Source organism: Streptomyces sp. NPDC050636, assembly GCF_040654775.1.
Classification (GTDB): domain Bacteria; phylum Actinomycetota; class Actinomycetes; order Streptomycetales; family Streptomycetaceae; genus Streptomyces.
Genome location: NZ_JBFAIP010000010.1, coordinates 65,146 through 81,034 on the forward strand (window position 1 = coordinate 65,146; position 15,889 = coordinate 81,034).

Below are 15,889 nucleotides of genomic sequence, written 5' to 3' on the forward strand. Positions count from 1 at the left end.
ATGCCTGCATGGGGTACGGACCCACTCAAGCCTATCTTCAACTACTGCATCGAATTAACGTGCAGGAAGTCGTAGCAAAAGACGGTGTCATTGCATATTTATGGGAACCCGACCAACTCATGCGAGCTTGGCGTCGACTAGAGTGGATCGCTCTGAATTCCTGGGTAAATCCGCATGGGCCCAGCCACCCCGTGTTTGACCTCGTCGATGAGGAACTCCGCCACTTTGGACTAGTCGGGTGCGAAGGAGCCAGGGTCGACCCGCCTCTCTTGCCGGGTCTTGTCGAGCGGACAGAGTGGCGAATAACGACCCTCCTCGTTAGGGCAATGCATGAACTGGTATCTGCGGCTGGGCGGAGGTTCATGGTCATAGTGCCTCCACTGCCTAATCGGAAACACGACCAGGCCGCCGGGCAGAAGCTCGCTGATCTCCTGACGGAGAGCGGAGTCCCATGCCTCGCTATGAACCACGAGGCATATCTCAGGTGCAGCGACAGCAAGGCGATGTTCTACCGATTCGACGAACACCCAACTGCTACATGGCATGCCGCCGTCGCCGACTCCCTAGCAACAGCAATCCTCAACGATCCCGCCGTACAAGAGAGCTGAGGCAAGGACCCCATGATGGACTCATCGACTGTTGTCGACCTCGCGCCGGCGCGTCGCCTGGTAGACCGGCACCTGGCGCACGACGCTCCGTTCGAGGTCGCCATCGACTCTTTGAACTTGACGATCTTCCCTGGAGTGTTCTGCCCCGCGTACACCAAGACCAGCGCGTTCCTCGCGAAGCATGTTCGGGTCGCGCCCGGGGAGACGGTCCTCGATGTCTTCAGCGGATCCGGTTACCAGGGGCTGATGACCGCGCAGACCGCAGCCAAGGTGGTTTGCGTCGACAGTTCCCCCGAGGCAGTCCGCTGCGCCATGGCCAACGCCGAGAGCCAGCAGGTGTCTGACAGGGTTACTGCCCTGGTAGGTGACCTCTTTGCCCCGGTGACCGAGCGGTATGACGTGGTCATCGCGAACCCCCCGCTGCTCCCTGGCACCCCGGCCAACGCAATAGAAGCAGCGATCTTTGACCCCGAGCTCATCCACTCCCGGAGGTTTCTTGAGCAGGTCGGTGACTACCTGACCGACCGAGGACGGGCCTACCTGATCGCCACCGATGCCCACCAGGACATGGGGATCCTCGACGTCATCACGTACAGCGAGGAGTGCGGCCTGAACGCGTCAGTCATCGCCCAACTCCCCCTACCCTACGAGACTTACACCGTCTATCGGGTGAGTGCAGGGAGGTCTCACTGATGGCGCGCATCATTGCCACCGCTGAGAACTTCGCCTTCGGTCCCGCCGGCAAGCTCGTCACTGTTGCGGAGAGGCTGTCACAGCAGGGGCATCAGCTCACGTTCGTCGGGTACGGCACGGCCTTTCAGCTCGCCCGGCGTTCCGGGTTTTGGAAGGATGTGATAGAGCGGGATACTGACGGGGAGAACTTCGGTCGGTACTGCGAGAGCTCATTTCGCAACTTCGACCTCCTTATCTCCTGTGTAGACCGTTCAAGCGCCGAAGAGGCCAAGAGACTCGGCGTCCCCGTCGCGTGGCTCGACCCTCTCTCCTGGTGGTGGGATGACCTGCCGGACTGGGTTTCAGATCTCGACCTGCGGATCACGCAACAGAGCATTGGCTCAGAACCACCTGGACACGCATCTCGACTCCGCAGCAACCACGTCGTTGTGGGGCCGATCGTCGAGTCGATTCCTGGCCGGGAAGCCGCTCCAAATTCAGCTGATCTCCTCGTCAACTTTGGCGGTGGGGAAGCTGCAGGCTGGTACGAGTTGGGCAAGGACACCAACTATCCACTTGTGGTGGTTGAAGCCTTTCATTCGCACGTAGACATGACGAGGTTCACCTCAGTCACCATCACTGGCGGCGAACGGTTGGTGTCTGAATGTCGACGACAATGGCCCAACAGTCCGTACTCATTCGAGTGTCTCGGACATAAGGACTTTCTGGATCGACTCGCGTCTTCTTGCGCCTTCCTCACTGTGCCAGGGCTTGAAGCTCCCTTGGAGGCATGGTCTGCCGGAATCCCCACACTGTTCCTGCCCCCTTCCAACAGCAGTCAGTACGTTCAACTCGACGAGTACCGACGGCAGGGGGTCGCTGCTGCAAGCATCCACCTCAGGGATCATCTGCCCGGGCTGGACCTGATGCGACTTCCGTTGCGGGACCGCTCAGCGCACTTCCTCGAGCAGTTGGGTGGGTTTGAAGAGGACCCAGACCTGCGGCAGTCATGGGGCAAGCGGCTCGAAGAAATGCTGAACGACACAGGCGCATGGACGCAGTTGGTAGGCAACGCCGATGCATTCATCGATCGGCTCGGCCGGAACGGGCTTGAAGACTGTGTCGAGGCCATCGAAGCCCTACTACTCCGGAAGGGGTTCTGAACCATGCGTGTATTCCTGGCAGGCATTATCCAGGGCGCTCGTACTGATGACGCGATACATCACCAGGGCTACCGCAAGGAGATCCGTGATGTCGTATCGGTCGCCTATCCGCATGCACAGTTCGTCGATCCTCACGAGGAGAACCTTGGCCGGCTGGAGTGGTCACGAGATCTCCAGAGGGACATGTTCCTCCACTACGTAACGGAGGCAGGGCTGTGCGATGTTCTCGTCGCTTGGCTCCCCGAGCCCAGCATGGGGACATCGGTCGAGATGTACGAGGCCTACCGCATGGGGGTCCCAGTGCTCACGATCAGCCCCATGAAGGGGACCTGGGCAGTCTTCTCTCTCGCAACTCGGACCTTTCCTGATCTCCAGAAATTCTCGGCGTTCGTTCGCAGTCCAGACTTCGCCGAGTTGTTGCTCTCTCCGCAAGGCAGGGCGTCGGCAAAGGTGGGTGGCGTGAATGAATGAGATCATCAACGACTGCGCGGACTGGCAGTGGAACGTCAACTCCTGGTCCAAGCAGGACAGCCCCGCTGCCGCGATCAATCACTTCCTGGCGCGTCAGCACGCACGGGCAACTGAACACTCTGATCGCCCCTTCGCATGGCTGTGCTACGGGCAGCGGAGCGATGCGGCCGCGGTGGCCGCCTATCGTGCATGCCGTGACTCGATGGGGGATGAGGGGCTCTTCACGAAAGTAGTTAAAGCCCACGGTCACCGGAAGTCAGACCTTGAGGAAGCCGCGGTGCATCTGGAGTGGCAGGCGCACAACCATCCCCTCTCCCTGACGACAGGATGGGAGGCTTGGCAGGCCGGCACCGGGGGCGCCGTCGAGGCCATGTTCCAGATTCTGCTTGGCCAGAGCCACAATGGGAGTGCCTGTCAGCTGTACCGGGCGTGCTTCGACGAGAACCTTGCTGCGTTCTTCGATGTGGTCAGCGTCCACGTGACACAGATCAAAATGGGTGGGCATGACCACCCCTATCTCCACGGGGCCACACCGAACGCTTCCATCCTGCGCGATCAAGTGCCGACCGCCATTGACGACCGCACGAGTCGAGGGGGCAGCTGAGTGCAGGAATTACCGCGAGTTGACGTCATTGTCCCGTACGGGCACTCAGCGAGTCAGCCTGAGCGGCAGGAGAATCTCCAGCAGGTCCTGGAGAGCCTGCAGAGAAACCTTGAGTACAAGAACTACCGTGTGCTTCTTGCAGAGTTGGGAAAGCAAGCAACTCAACGGGACCTGGCCCGAAACCTGGGGACTGACTACGTCTTCACCAGCTCGGATGAGGAGTTTTCACCTGGCCGGGCAATGAACAGGGGCTTCCTCAGCCGGCGTTATCCGGCTGATCTGGTGTACTTCCACCAGGCTGACTTCCTCGTTGCCCCGGATGTCCTGGATCGCGCCGTGCAGTTGATGCTGCAACTGGACTGTCCGTTCGTCTACCCCTACTGGGGAGAAGTGCATCTATCGCGGATGATGAGTGAGGCCGTGCGCTGCTCTGCGGTGCAGCCGGGACAGCTCTTCGACGTCCTTCAACGGTGCGTCGCACGGCGACGCACCATTCATGGTTCGGAACAGGCCGCCTCAGACGCGTACGACGAAGTCGCCCTGAGTAGTGATGAGTTGGAATCCCTCGTCAATTCTCTCCCGGCGAATCTTCGTCGAGACATCACCGAGGCCGACCACGTCCGGTTGTGGGGGTCGGATGACCGCTCCTACGCGCCCTACCGCTGGCGCCCGGAGGAGACTCTCGCGGCCAGTCTCTGCCGGATCAGCGGAGGACCTCGGGCCAGTGCCGCCTATCTCTGCTCCGATGCCGCGTTCCGCCAGGCCGGCGGGGTGCCAGAGCTTCCTGGATGGGGATATGAGGATCTCATCTTCTGGCACACGGTCCAGGCCTTCCATCCTTATACGGGGGACCGCAGCGGAATCTCCTTCAAGGAGAGCGTCATCACGATGAACTATCCACTCATTCATCTTTGGCATCCCGTAAGTGGACGACCTGACTACTACGCCGCAACGGAAAGAAACGAGCGGATCTTTCATGAGTTCCACGGCCGTACCGCTGAAGAGCAACGCGCTGGCGTAAGGGCGTTGCCGCCCCGCGGCTAGGAATCCAAGGAACCCCAAGCAACGGAGGCGGGGGCAGGAATGGAAAGCTCGCTAAAAGTAGACCTGAACACCCTCACTTCTATCGGGCGATCCTCCTATATAGGGTTGCTAAAATCTACAGGGCGGCAAGTCAAGGTAATTCTCGTCAAGGGCGCAGAGGTGCTGCCACTTCAAGAGGCATCTGCGCTGCGCCGGAAGCTCGTTGAGGAGTTAGCCGGCAAGGTTGGCTTGCCAGTACCGTTTCCCGTCGAGATCCAATCCGGGCCGTGCAAATTCGAAGGCTCTGCCGCATGGGCCTTCGTCAACTCGTACGTCCCAGGAACGGATCTCACCACTATCATCCGACGGCTCGCACCTGGCCAGGACTCAGAACTCGTGCACGAGATTGGACAAGCCACGGGGGTGTCCCTCGCGGTCTTGCACAGCACGTCCCAGTCTTTGGCTGAAGCCCGACACAAAGAAGACACCGGATCCGGTGATCAAGAAATCTTCTGGCGAAAGAAGATACTCACCAGACAAGAGCTCCTTGCACGCCGAGTGCGCGAGGCTAGCAAGATCACAGCATTGGATGACCGCGAGATAAGAAGGGCACGCTCACTGGCCGGCGCGTTCACCAACCGTTTCGGGGCTACGGACCATCACGTCGCCGATGAAACACAGGGATGTTTGATCCACGCGGATCTTCATGGCGGAAACGTAATTATGGATACCGCTGCGCCATCAGAAGCCAGAATCGCTTCGTTCATCGATGACCAGCTATCAGTTGGCGATAGCGGGTACGACATTGCCAGCATCCAGAACTGGGCGTTCGAAGTTATGGATGAGCAATCCTTCACAACATTCATCCGCGGGCTTGAAGTCGGATACAGGAGCCTCATTCCGCGCTACACCACGCGGAATTCCAGTCTACTTCTCTATCTCACCGACCGATCACTCGGACGGCTGGCCTACTATGCGCGATCTTCCCCAAGGTGGGTCGAACCATACGGATCGGAGCGCCTGATCCGCCATCTCGACCTTCTCGACAACATTGCCAGCACAGCGACCTCATCCGACAGCTTCACCGATCCTTTCGCAACCGTTAGGAGACTGGCTACATGAATGAGATCCCCCTTGATGGTGCCGTTAAGGCAGCCACTGGTGCACTCGTCGCTGAAGCCCAGGTGGCACAGTTTCAAGAGGAGGGCTATTGCGTACTGCCTGCCATCGTTCCTGAATCGTTGATGGAGCTGCTTGACGAGGAATGCGAGCAGGCCATTGGCAATGTACATAGGGAAATGGACACCAAAGGCGTGGACGTCCTGGGCGGCAGTCGGCGAGGATTGCAGTACACACCCGGTGGCTGCCGGAACGCACAGCAGCGGCTCCGCGAGTTCCTGTTCAGCGATCTGCTCCAGGGGATCTGCGGGCAACTGATCGGACCTGAATCCTATCTGATATGGGATCAGTTCTCTGTGAAGATGGGCACCAAGGGTGCAGATGAAGGGGGTGCTCACTTCGAGAACGACGGAAGCCCCCAGTCTCTCGGCTACTTTTCGTGGCATCAGGATTCGGGCTACGTGCCCCTGGACCACGCCCCGTACCTCTCCTGCTGGGTTGCGCTGGACGACGTCACGGCCGAGAACGGCCCTCTCCGTGTCATCCCCTTCTCAGAGCTCGGCGTTCGCACACGAGTCACACACACGCCGGACCCCCTCAATGGTGACCTGGTGGGGTACTTCGGGAGCCTTCCGGGTGTAGCCATCGAGGTCCCCAGGGGCAGCGTGATCTGCTTCAGCAGCACCCTGTTCCACTCAAGCTCGACGAACGACACCAGCTCCCCTAGGCGCGCCTACTTGGCTCAATACTCGTCAACCACCAGTGCAGCCAGTGGGAACGTTCTCTGGCGAGATGCCGAACGCGTCCCCTAGTCATCCCCTCCTGGCCCGATGCCTGTGCGGAAGAAGGAAGCGCATGAACCAGTCCCCCGCGGACCTCGTGGACGAGAGGTCGCTCGATGCTGCTGTGATCAGCAAGGTGTGGCCACAGTTCCGCGACGTTGAACTCGCCGGTACCCGGAGACTCAAGGGGCGTAGCCACCGGGTCTACGAGTGCACTGACGTACGTGGAGGCGCTGTTGTGGCCCGTCTCTCCACTCCTCAACGTGCGCGATTCAACATCGAGGCGTCTCTCGTTCAGCGATGCCGCGACGCCGGCATCCCTGCCCCAGCGATCAGATACGTCGGTAGCGAGGACGTCGTGGACGGAGCCGTCTCGATCATGGTGCAGGACAGAGTGATGGGCGAGACACTCAGAGAGCATGCGAGGCGAGTCGGGCCGGAGGGTGCCAGTGGCGCGGTGCGACAGGCCGGCGAGGTTCTAGCCAGGATCCACCAGTTGAACACCACGGGGTTCGGTTCCGTGGATGCGAGCCTTCATGGAACCGACACCAAGTTCGGTGACTGGTTCATTGATGGTCTAGAGAGAAAACTCGACGACGCCCGGCGAATTGAGCCGGCCTGTGATCGGGTCCTGGACAGGGCAATGGCTCTAATGCATACGCATCGGTCCATGCTCGATGACTGTTCTCCCAGCCTGCTGCATGGCGATTTCAGCCCTGACAACGTCATTGTGGAGAGCGGTAGCATTGCCGCCGTCATCGACTGGGAGGCAGCCAAGAGCGGTCCACCAGAGATGGATATCGGCTGGTGGGACTGCTTCTTTGACTCTCCTCTGACTCAAGCAAGCGAGTTGATCTCTGGTTACGAACGGCGAAGCAAGTTCGATCCCGAGCGACTGGCGACGCTGAGGCATCTCGCCGTTCTCCGGATCATGATTGGCCACTTCTCCTGGACGCTCTCGGTAGGTGATCCAGAAGGGATCAAGCAAGCGGCCGAGCGCATCGTGCTAGAGGTGGACACGGCGCACGCCTGGGGCGGCGCCTGACCTGGCCACCCGTAGGCTGCCTCGCAGTTCCAGGCAGGAGCGTAGATCGAAACATATCCCGCTGATGTGCGCGTCTGCATGAGCAGACGGGCACATCAGCGGGATTCAGGGTGCTGCTGCACGGCTGAAGTGACGCATTTACGTCTTGTCCTCAACCGCACCTCGGCGTCACGCGACTCTCTGATAGCCGCTGCTTGCGGCTCGAGTCACCAACTTCAGGTCAACGAGAAGCCGCCGCAAGGCTGCGTAGTCAGAGTGCGCTTGACTCAGCAAGTCGTTCACTTCGGACTCCGACAGTTGCCGGCCGGGAGGAAGGAGCCGCGCAAGGAGCTGTGCAACACGCCACCGGTAGTCGGGATTCTCCGGAAGCTTGACGAGCCTCCCGTGCTTGAAGAACCGTTCGAGATCAGGGTCCTCAGCCAGCAAACGAGTCACGGGCAAGGTGGCATCGATCGCGTCAGCAGCCACGCCCAGGGCTGAGAGATCCGCTGAAAGAATGTGCCCTTCGATGGACACCAGTCCGGCTTCTTTGAGCCGCACAGCGTCCTTCACCATCGCCTTCGGATCTCGGCCGACTGCGGCCGCGACTGCACTCATGGAACAGTCATCGCCTCTGCTCTCTCGCTCGGCTACAGTCGCGAGCAGAGTCAGCCGACTAGACACAGAGAGAGCAGCAAGCCGCTCTGCCGCACTGCTGAGTTCAGACATGCGAACTTCCTAGGAGTCGGTCCGTCTTGCTTCAAGACGGCTTCTAGCGACCCCATCGACCCGGCTGGCCGACAGGCCGTGACGTCCATCCGCCGAATTAGACGGCAGGGCTGCCATCGTCGCCGTATCGGACTTGAGCACTCCGCAGTCGACGCCCGTGCTAGCACGAGCTGACAGCGGTTCCCTGTCCGCTGGCACGCAAGCGTATGGGTGGCGCCACTCTAGGGACATCACACCAGTGATATTGCCCTCCTTCGAGGCCTCTGCAAGCCGGGATGGGAGATCGTCCTCCGCGCGCTGAAGATGAACGCAGTCCACACCCTGAACGGTGAGTTGAGGGGTGGGGCCCCGCCGCAACAAGCAGGAGGCCGATGGCGATCGCCGCAGGATCCCTTGCCCGCTGCGGTCACCCGTTGCGGAGGTGCGGCCTTTGGTGCACGTTGGCTGGTGACCTGCGGCGTATGGGGCCCGACGTGACCTTCCGTCTGCAGATTAGGGATCACTGTTCAGGCTGTGCTGAAAGTGATCGCATCCACCAGATGCTGTACGTTTTCCAGACTTTCGAGAACAACATCGGCCCCCGCTTCCTTGAGGTCCTGTGCGGAGGTCTTGCCCGAGGGCACGCCAAGGACCGAGGCGCCGCCCTCAAGTCCCGTGCGGACGTCCTCAAGGGAGTCTCCGATGATCACCGTGTTGGAGCGCGTAAAGACTGTCCCGTGCTTGGCCTGCGCGCGTCTCTGTGCGATGCCCACGAGCGCGGGTCGATGGTCGTCGTCGGAGGCGAAGCCGCCGATCTCGGTATCGAGGTAGCCGTCGAGGTCGAAGGCCGCGAGCTTCAGCAGCGCGTTCAGCTTGAGGTTCCCGGTGACGGCCGTCGGCACCCAGCGCGGGTGGTCGTGGACAGCTTGGAGTGCGGCCACCGCTCCGGGCATGAGAACCCCTTGGTGCCGTAGGTCTTCACTGTGAGCGGCGAGCCGCTTGGGCAGCAGCTCCACCATGCGCGGCAACAGCTCCGGGACCGTCGTCTCCGGTACGCCGTTGTCCAGGAGCAGAGAGCGGATGGCGAGGGGCATGGTCACGCCAGTGCCGCGCGCCGGCAGACGCTCGGCGGGGCGGCCGACGACTTCGGCAAACGTCTCGCGGTACACCTGGCGGTCGATATCGCCGACGTAGAGCAACGTGCGGTCGATGTCCCACAGGATGAGGGTCTGCTGGGCTCCTGTCACGTTCATTTCCTGGCTCCCGTTACGGCGGCGGCACGGTCCACTAGCTCCCGAGCGTACGTGGCGTTCCCCACCGCATGGAGGTCGCCGAGCATCACCTCGATGTGTTCGTTCATGCGGGCTGACTGGAGCTGCTCGGCGAGGTCGAGTGCCCTGTGCGCGGTGTCGCATCCTGCTTCGACGTCGCCTTGCCGGAGGTGAGCGGATGCGGCCCGGGACAGGAACAGTCCTCGCGTGCGCTGATCGACGGGGTTCAGCGAGTCGTGTGCCTGGGTGAAGCTGGTGACAGCTCGCTGTGGCTCGTCCAGATCGAGGTAGCAGCTGCCGGATTGGCCATGGATCTCACCTTCGTTGATCCAGTACAGCCAGTGCGGGTCGCGTTCAGAGCGTCCCTGAGCGCACAGCTCGGCGGCTTGTCCGAGTGCGGTGAGCACTGCTTGGCGTTCGCCGAGCTTTGCGTGTCCGCGGGCCTGCCGGGTGAGCAGCATAGCCTCCAGGGCGGGGGCGCGGAGGTGCTTGATCTTCTCGCGCGCTGCCTGCGCCGCGATCACGGCACTTCGTGGTGCCCCGGTGGAGTAGCCGTGGATGGCCAGGTAGGAGAGAGCACCGGCTCCGAATCGTGCGTCGCCGGAGGCTTTCGCGGCGCGAAGCGCGGCGAAAAGGTATGCGGGGGTGCGGTCCCGGTTTCCGGCGTCGAAGGCGAACCATCCTGTTTGGATGGCGGTGTCCGCGGTGATCGCGGCGAGGCGCCGGCCGGTGTCCTCGTCGTACGTCGACTGCTCGACGAGTCGCTTGAGGAACTCCAGATGGGCATTGCCGAGGTCAGCCAGAGTGCCGCTGCCGGCGGTCGCATCTGTGATCCGCAGGTTGTCCGTGGTCGCCTGCAGGCTGTCGAGGAGCTTGTGTGTGAGGCGACTGCCCTCTGCCGCCCGAACCAGCGGTTCGGCTTCTGCAGTGGTCCAGTGGTGCACGAAGGCGGTGAGCGTCAGCCCGCTCACCGCAAGGAATCGTCGACGGTCCATCGCGTTCCCTCCAACCGCGGTGCCAAGTGCGGCCACCATACGGCCCGCCGTCCACGGCAAGGACGGATCGAGGTCACCGACATACAGGTTCCGGGGCGGCTGGACGCGCCGGGGAAGCGGGAGGGGAGCAAGTTCGGGGGGAACGCCGAGACCAGCGAGGAACTCGCCGATCTTGTCGATGTTTGTGAGACGACGGCGGCCTGACTCAAGCATGGACAGGAACCCCTGACTCAGGCCGGTCAGTTGGGAAATGTCATCTTGACGCAAGGAACCCTGCTGGCGAATCAGGCGGGTCGTCTTACCGAAGTCCCAGGAGGCTAGGGCCTGTTGGATCTCCGGGCTGCGCCATACGCGTTCTGGAACGGAAGCGGCACGTTGGTTCAGGCTGCGTGAGCGTACGCAGGCCGAGCACAGCGTTCCAGAGTTGTACTGGCTCAGTTGGCAGCCGCACTGTTCGCAACGTCGCGGCGGCTGCGCATGCACCGATGCCTCCCCGTTGAACGAATTCTTGGGCCCTCAACTGCCCCTGGCGAAACCGAAATCACTCAAGTGATATCACCTGGGAAATGTGTGCACCGGGCGTTTTCCCATCACTCTGGGACTCCCGCAGTGCACGGCGCCGACGAACCGCCCGAGAGCGGATCATTCAGGCGTATTCCTGGCCCCTCGTGCTGTGGATCACCAGTTGTCCATGAACTCGTCCACCGGAGTCCAAGGTGTCCTCGGCCCTATACGTACGGATGGCACAGCCCCTGCCGCTGGATCGCCCGCGGGAGGCAGCGTGGCGGCCCCTCCCGCGTTGTGGCACGCGGATCTCGTCAGAGGTGGTCCGTGATCGTTAGCTTCTCCGCCGTGGCGCTCCTGGGCCTGACCGTCTTTCTCCTGGTGAAGAAGGCCGACCTGAACGTAGGCCACGCCATCGTGTGCGTCCTGTTCGGCTTCTTCCTGGCCGGGAGCTCCGCAGCACCGAGCATCAGGGACGGCGTGCAGGGCGCGGTCCAGCTGATCAAGAAGATCGACTTCTAGACCGACCGTTGGGACGCAGGCAAGGGTCTGACTCTTCTCCTCTTGCTCCTGGGCCCTGATGGTCATTCCACCTACCGGACGTGATCTGAGGACTATCGATGAGACCTATCCCAGAGGCCATTTCTCCAAGCCGGGCTGTGGGTACGGCCGCTGTTGCTGTGTTGCCCACCCCTCGCCAGCCTTGGCGAGGCTTCTTCCAGAGAGCCTGAGGACCTCGATGACTGTGTTCACGGCGGTAGGCCAGCTGTCCCGGTTCGAGCCGATCTGGGCAGGCCGACAGGTCGTGGTCCTCCGACTGGCCTTTCTACGCCTGGCTGCCTGCGAGGGGATGGTCTGATGGATCCGGTCTATCACCCCGCGGGTGCGGACGATGGTCTGCGTGCGGCCATGACTGAGCTGAAGGTCGGCCGGTGGATGGCGATGCGCGATCTCCTTGCGGAGACCGGTCCGAACTGGCCGTTGCGGAGTTTCCGCACGCAGGTGCTCGGCATCATGGCGGCCGGCTCCGATGTGACGGAGGCATGGCTGGCCGAGGAGCCGGACAGCTACGACGCGCAGGTGATGCTGGCCCGGGTGTCGGTGGAGCGGGCACTGCGATCGCACCGTCAACGGCACGGCGCTGCCGGGAGTCTGGAGCAGCGGGCGAGGGGCGCGGCGATGGCAGCGACTCGTCGTGAGTGGCGTGATCCTGTGCCGTGGCTGTGTCTCCTTACGCTGGCGCAGGTCGATACGCGGCAGGTGTGGCGGGAGCATCGTGAGCGTGCTCCCGAGCCCATGTTGCCGACAGGCCCGTGGGGGCTGCTGTACGAGGTCAACCGGCGTGATTCCGGCAGTCGAGAGGCGTACCACCGGATGATCCAGTTTCTTTTGGCCCGGCAGGTAGCGGAGGCGGGGGCGCTCGCGGAGATGATGGACTTCGGCCGGTGGGTGGCGTCGTGGGCGCGCGAGGGGTCGCCGCTGCTGCTGTTGCCGCTGTACGCGCTGGCTGAGCAGTGCCGTCGTCAGGGTGGTGGGTGGCACCGACCGGCGACATGGCGGCTCCAGTGGGCCGAGGAGCCCACCATCGGCTACACCCTCAAGGCGCATCACCACTGGTTCCGCCGCACAGTTCCCGCCGGGCGTTCGGTATCTGATCTCAGTCATCTCGCGTGTGCTCTGTGGGCCGGGCACAAGCTGAATGAGGCGGCTGAGGTGTTCACTGCCATGGGCTCGCATGCGGCGAGGGAGCCGTGGGCCTCGGTGCACGACTACGGGAACCAGCCGGACGCCGCCAAGTCCCTGTTCCTGCACGCCCGCGCAGAGGCGGAATCCGCCAGGAGACGCGCCTCGCATCGCAGCCCTGCTGTGCGCCCGCCCGCATACCCCTCTGATTGACATGAACCGGCTCACCCAGGGCTTGGTCCGTCTCTGTGTTTGGAGGTCTTCTCGTGTCTCACTCGTCCCATCGCTCTCCTGGTTCCAGGTCTGATGACCTGGTGCTGCGGGAGTTGGGTTACAAGCAGCAGCTGGCTCGTCGGATGACCGCGTTCGGAAACGCGGGGGCCAGCTTCACAGTGATCAGCATCCTGTCCGGGTGCATGACCATGTACGGCTTCGGCATGGCGACCGGTGGTCCCGCGGTCATGATCTGGGGCTGGGTGGCAGTCGGAGCCATGGTGTTGTTCGTCGGCGCCGGCCTGGCCGAGGTCACCTCCGCGTATCCCACCAGCGGCGCCCTCTACTTCATGGCGCACAAGCTCGGAGGGCGGCGGTGGGGCTGGTACACCGGCTGGCTCAACCTGCTCGGCCTGGTGGGCGCTATCGCTGGCATCGACTACGGGTGTGCCCAGTTCGTCTCCGCTTTCCTCAACTTGCAGTTCGGCATCGTGGCGAGCCCGGTGTCAACCTTCGTGATCTTCCTTGCGATTCTGCTGCTGCACGCCGTGCTCAACCTCCAGGGCGTGCGTCTGGTCAGCGTCCTGAACGTGGTCAGCGTGTGGTGGCACCTGGCCGGCGTCGCCGTCATCGTCGGCGCCTTGGCCCTGGTGCCTTCCCAGCACCAGTCCGTGCCGTTCGTCTTCACGAAGTTCGTCAACGACACCGGTTTCGGCTCGACGTGGTACGTCGCGCTTATCGGGCTGCTGTTGGCTCAGTACACGTTCTCCGGATACGACGCCTCCGCGCACCTGTCGGAGGAGACCACCAACGCACAGGTCGCCGCCCCGAAGGGCATCATGCGGGCGATCGTCTGGTCGTGGGGCGCGGGGTTCGTCCTGCTGACCGGACTCACCTTCGCCATCCAGGACTACACCGCCACCCAGCGCGCGGACGTGCCGCCGGCACAGATCTTCCACGATGCGCTCGGTCCGGAAGCGGCGAAGGTCCTGCTGCTGCTCGTGATCGTCGCGCAGCTGTTCTGCGGGACCGCGGGGACCGCCGCCTGCTCCCGGATGATCTTCGCGTTCTCCCGGGACCGGGCGCTGCCCGGCTGGCATCTCTGGCAGCGGGTGAGCGACGGCACCCCGAAGGCAGCCGTGTGGCTGTCGGTCGGTGCGGCCGCGGTGCTGGTCGCACCGTCGTTGCATAGCGCGACCGCCTACGGTGCGGTGACGGCGATCAACGTCATCGGGATCACCCCGGCCTACGCGATCCCCATCTTCCTGCGGATCAAGAACCGGCGCCGTTTCGAGGCCGGTCCGTGGAACCTGGGCCGCTGGGGCGTCCCGGTCGGCGTGGTGGCCGTGGCGTGGGTGGCGTTCGTGACGGTCTTGTTCTGCCTGCCGCAACACGACCCGATCAGCATCGACACCTTCAACTACGCGCCGATCGCCCTCGTCGCGGTGCTCGCCGCAGCGACGCTGTGGTGGTGGCTGGCCAAGCGCACCTACGCCGTCCCCACCGGCAGGACGGACCGCGACCTGGCGGACCTGGAGAGGGAAGTCATCTGATGCCCTCCCTCCACGGTCCGTCCAGCAAGACCTCCCGCATGTCGGCTTCTTCGCCGCGCAGGGCCTCTGCGGGGCGGGGGCATCGTCGGCGTGCCGGCGGGTTGCCTCTGGAGGAAGTGCGGGCTGGTGTCGATGACGGGCGTATCGACACCGTGATCCTGGCTATGCCTGACTTACAGGGGCGGCTGAAGGGAAAGCGGTACGACGCCAGGCACTTCCTGGAGCGTGTTGCGGGCGGGCACGCAAGCATGTGCGCGTACCTGCTGGCAACCGACGTCGGCATGCGGCCCGTCGACGGTTTCGCACTGACCTCCTGGGAGAACGGCTACGCCGACCTCAAAGTGGTCCCCGACATGGACACACTGCGGCCGGTGCCCTGGCTCCCTCGGACTGTGCTCGCCCTCGGCGACGCCCGCACCCCCGATGGACAGCCCGTGGAGGTGGCTCCGCGGCAGATCCTGCGTACTCAGATCGAGCGCCTGGCCAACCACGGGTTACAGGCCCAGGTCGGGCTGGAAAGCGAATTCCTTCTCTACGAGGACCACGTCACCAACCGCCCTCACCAGGCAGCTACACCCCCGTGCCCGGTGACCACCATGAACCTCGACTACGCACTCGACCACCCGCCCGTCCTCGACCGCTTCCTGCGCCGCCTCCAATCCGCCCTGGCCCGGGCCGGCTCCCCGGTAGAGGCCGTCAAGACGGAGGCCGGTCCGGGCCAGGTCGAGGTGACGTTCCCCTACGGCCCTGTCATGGAAGCGTGCGACGTGCACGTGCTGCTCAAGCACGCCTCGCGGACCCTGGCGGCCCGTTCGGGACTGACGGCAACGTTCATGGCGGCTCCAGAGACCGGCGTGGCCAGCGGCCTGCATCTGCACATCTCCCTGTGGCGCGATGGCACCTCGGCGCTCGTGATGCCAGACGGCGGCCTCTCCCCCACCGGCCGCCATGCGATCGCTGGGCTGGTCGCGGCACTACCCGTGCTGGCGCCGCTGTACGCGCCGAACACCAACTCCTACCGCCGGTACACCGCGGCCTCGTTCGCCCCGACCCGCATGACGTGGGGACGTGACAACCGGACGTGTGCCGTGCGGGTCGTCGGCCACGGCAAGGGCCTGCATCTGGAAGTGCGAGTGCCGGGCGCCGACGCGAACCCCTACCTTGCGACGGCCGCCGTTCTCGCCGCGATCGCCTACGGTCTTGACCGAACCCCGCCGCTCCCGCCCAAGCGGCCCGGCAACGCCAACCAGGACACGACAGCACCGCCGCTGCCCCGAACGCTGGAGGAAGCCCTGGTCGCGTTCGGTGAAAGCACCATCGCTGAGGCGAGGTTGGGTCGGGAGGTGGTCCAGCACTACGCCCACCTCGCACAGGTCGAACTCGACCACCAGCGCAGTCTCGTTCCGGACACCGAACGGGGCCGCTGGCTCCACCACGCCTGAAGCACAAGCCGCCGGTACCCCACGTTGCCGCTGGCGCCCTTCTGCCCTCAGCAC

Annotated in this window: 16 protein-coding genes; 13 read left to right on the forward strand and 3 right to left on the reverse strand. The window is 63.3% G+C overall.

Annotation, left to right across the window (positions count from 1 at the left end):
- Positions 1–191 precede the first annotated feature (191 nt).
- From AB0I10_RS12225 to AB0I10_RS12265, 9 genes are all read left to right on the forward strand, one after another.
- Positions 192–608 (forward strand): hypothetical protein, encoded by a 417-nt coding sequence (locus AB0I10_RS12225; protein ID WP_363152324.1) that lies wholly within the window; start codon positions 192–194, stop codon positions 606–608.
- A 15-nt stretch (positions 609–623) separates the two neighbouring features.
- The gene (locus AB0I10_RS12230) at positions 624–1,301 is read left to right on the forward strand and encodes a methyltransferase (protein ID WP_363152325.1); all 678 of its coding nucleotides are present in this window, start codon (positions 624–626) and stop codon (positions 1,299–1,301) included.
- A complete protein-coding gene (locus AB0I10_RS12235) occupies positions 1,301–2,443 on the forward strand; it encodes a hypothetical protein (RefSeq protein WP_363152326.1) in 1,143 nt (380 codons plus the stop codon). Before AB0I10_RS12230 ends, AB0I10_RS12235 begins: the two co-directional genes overlap by 1 nt.
- A gap of 3 nt (positions 2,444–2,446) precedes the next feature.
- On the forward strand, positions 2,447–2,914 hold the full coding sequence (locus AB0I10_RS12240) for a hypothetical protein (RefSeq protein WP_363152327.1): 468 nt from the start codon (positions 2,447–2,449) through the stop codon (positions 2,912–2,914).
- Positions 2,907–3,518 (forward strand): hypothetical protein, encoded by a 612-nt coding sequence (locus AB0I10_RS12245; protein WP_363152328.1) that lies wholly within the window; start codon positions 2,907–2,909, stop codon positions 3,516–3,518. Before AB0I10_RS12240 ends, AB0I10_RS12245 begins: the two co-directional genes overlap by 8 nt.
- Positions 3,519–3,647: 129 nt before the next feature.
- On the forward strand, positions 3,648–4,562 hold the full coding sequence (locus tag AB0I10_RS12250) for a hypothetical protein (RefSeq protein ID WP_363152329.1): 915 nt from the start codon (positions 3,648–3,650) through the stop codon (positions 4,560–4,562).
- Between the two features lie 39 nt (positions 4,563–4,601).
- Positions 4,602–5,663 (forward strand): aminoglycoside phosphotransferase family protein, encoded by a 1,062-nt coding sequence (locus tag AB0I10_RS12255; RefSeq protein WP_363152330.1) that lies wholly within the window; start codon positions 4,602–4,604, stop codon positions 5,661–5,663.
- A complete protein-coding gene (locus AB0I10_RS12260) occupies positions 5,660–6,472 on the forward strand; it encodes a phytanoyl-CoA dioxygenase family protein (RefSeq protein ID WP_363152331.1) in 813 nt (270 codons plus the stop codon). The genes AB0I10_RS12255 and AB0I10_RS12260 overlap by 4 nt, the downstream gene beginning before the upstream one ends.
- 43 nt (positions 6,473–6,515) lie before the next feature.
- Positions 6,516–7,487 (forward strand): phosphotransferase, encoded by a 972-nt coding sequence (locus AB0I10_RS12265; RefSeq protein WP_363152332.1) that lies wholly within the window; start codon positions 6,516–6,518, stop codon positions 7,485–7,487.
- Positions 7,488–7,655: 168 nt separating this feature from the next.
- Here AB0I10_RS12265 and AB0I10_RS12270 read toward each other — a convergent pair whose 3' ends face one another.
- From AB0I10_RS12270 to AB0I10_RS12280, 3 genes are all read right to left on the reverse strand, one after another.
- Complete coding sequence (locus AB0I10_RS12270; RefSeq protein ID WP_363152333.1) at positions 7,656–8,084, reverse strand: DUF2087 domain-containing protein; 429 nt, start codon at positions 8,082–8,084, stop codon at positions 7,656–7,658.
- A 617-nt stretch (positions 8,085–8,701) separates the two neighbouring features.
- Positions 8,702–9,427 carry an HAD hydrolase-like protein gene (locus AB0I10_RS12275; RefSeq protein WP_363152334.1) on the reverse strand — a complete coding sequence of 242 codons (726 nt, stop codon included), beginning with the start codon at positions 9,425–9,427 and terminating at the stop codon, positions 8,702–8,704.
- A complete protein-coding gene (locus AB0I10_RS12280) occupies positions 9,424–10,923 on the reverse strand; it encodes a helix-turn-helix domain-containing protein (protein WP_363152336.1) in 1,500 nt (499 codons plus the stop codon). Before AB0I10_RS12280 ends, AB0I10_RS12275 begins: the two co-directional genes overlap by 4 nt.
- A 348-nt stretch (positions 10,924–11,271) precedes the next feature.
- Between AB0I10_RS12280 and AB0I10_RS12285 the strand changes: the two genes are divergently transcribed.
- The 4 genes from AB0I10_RS12285 to AB0I10_RS12300 all read left to right on the forward strand — a co-directional run bounded on the left by AB0I10_RS12285 (position 11,272) and on the right by AB0I10_RS12300 (position 15,835).
- Positions 11,272–11,466, forward strand: coding sequence for a hypothetical protein (locus AB0I10_RS12285; protein WP_363152337.1), 195 nt, complete (start codon positions 11,272–11,274; stop codon positions 11,464–11,466).
- Positions 11,467–11,880: 414 nt separating this feature from the next.
- Positions 11,881–12,840 (forward strand): hypothetical protein, encoded by a 960-nt coding sequence (locus tag AB0I10_RS12290; RefSeq protein ID WP_363152338.1) that lies wholly within the window; start codon positions 11,881–11,883, stop codon positions 12,838–12,840.
- 143 nt (positions 12,841–12,983) lie between these two features.
- Positions 12,984–14,393: an amino acid permease gene (locus AB0I10_RS12295; RefSeq protein ID WP_363152407.1), complete on the forward strand. Its 1,410-nt coding sequence runs from the start codon at positions 12,984–12,986 to the stop codon at positions 14,391–14,393.
- A gap of 164 nt (positions 14,394–14,557) precedes the next feature.
- Positions 14,558–15,835 carry a glutamine synthetase family protein gene (locus AB0I10_RS12300; RefSeq protein WP_363152339.1) on the forward strand — a complete coding sequence of 426 codons (1,278 nt, stop codon included), beginning with the start codon at positions 14,558–14,560 and terminating at the stop codon, positions 15,833–15,835.
- The last annotated feature ends 54 nt before the right edge of the window (positions 15,836–15,889 follow it).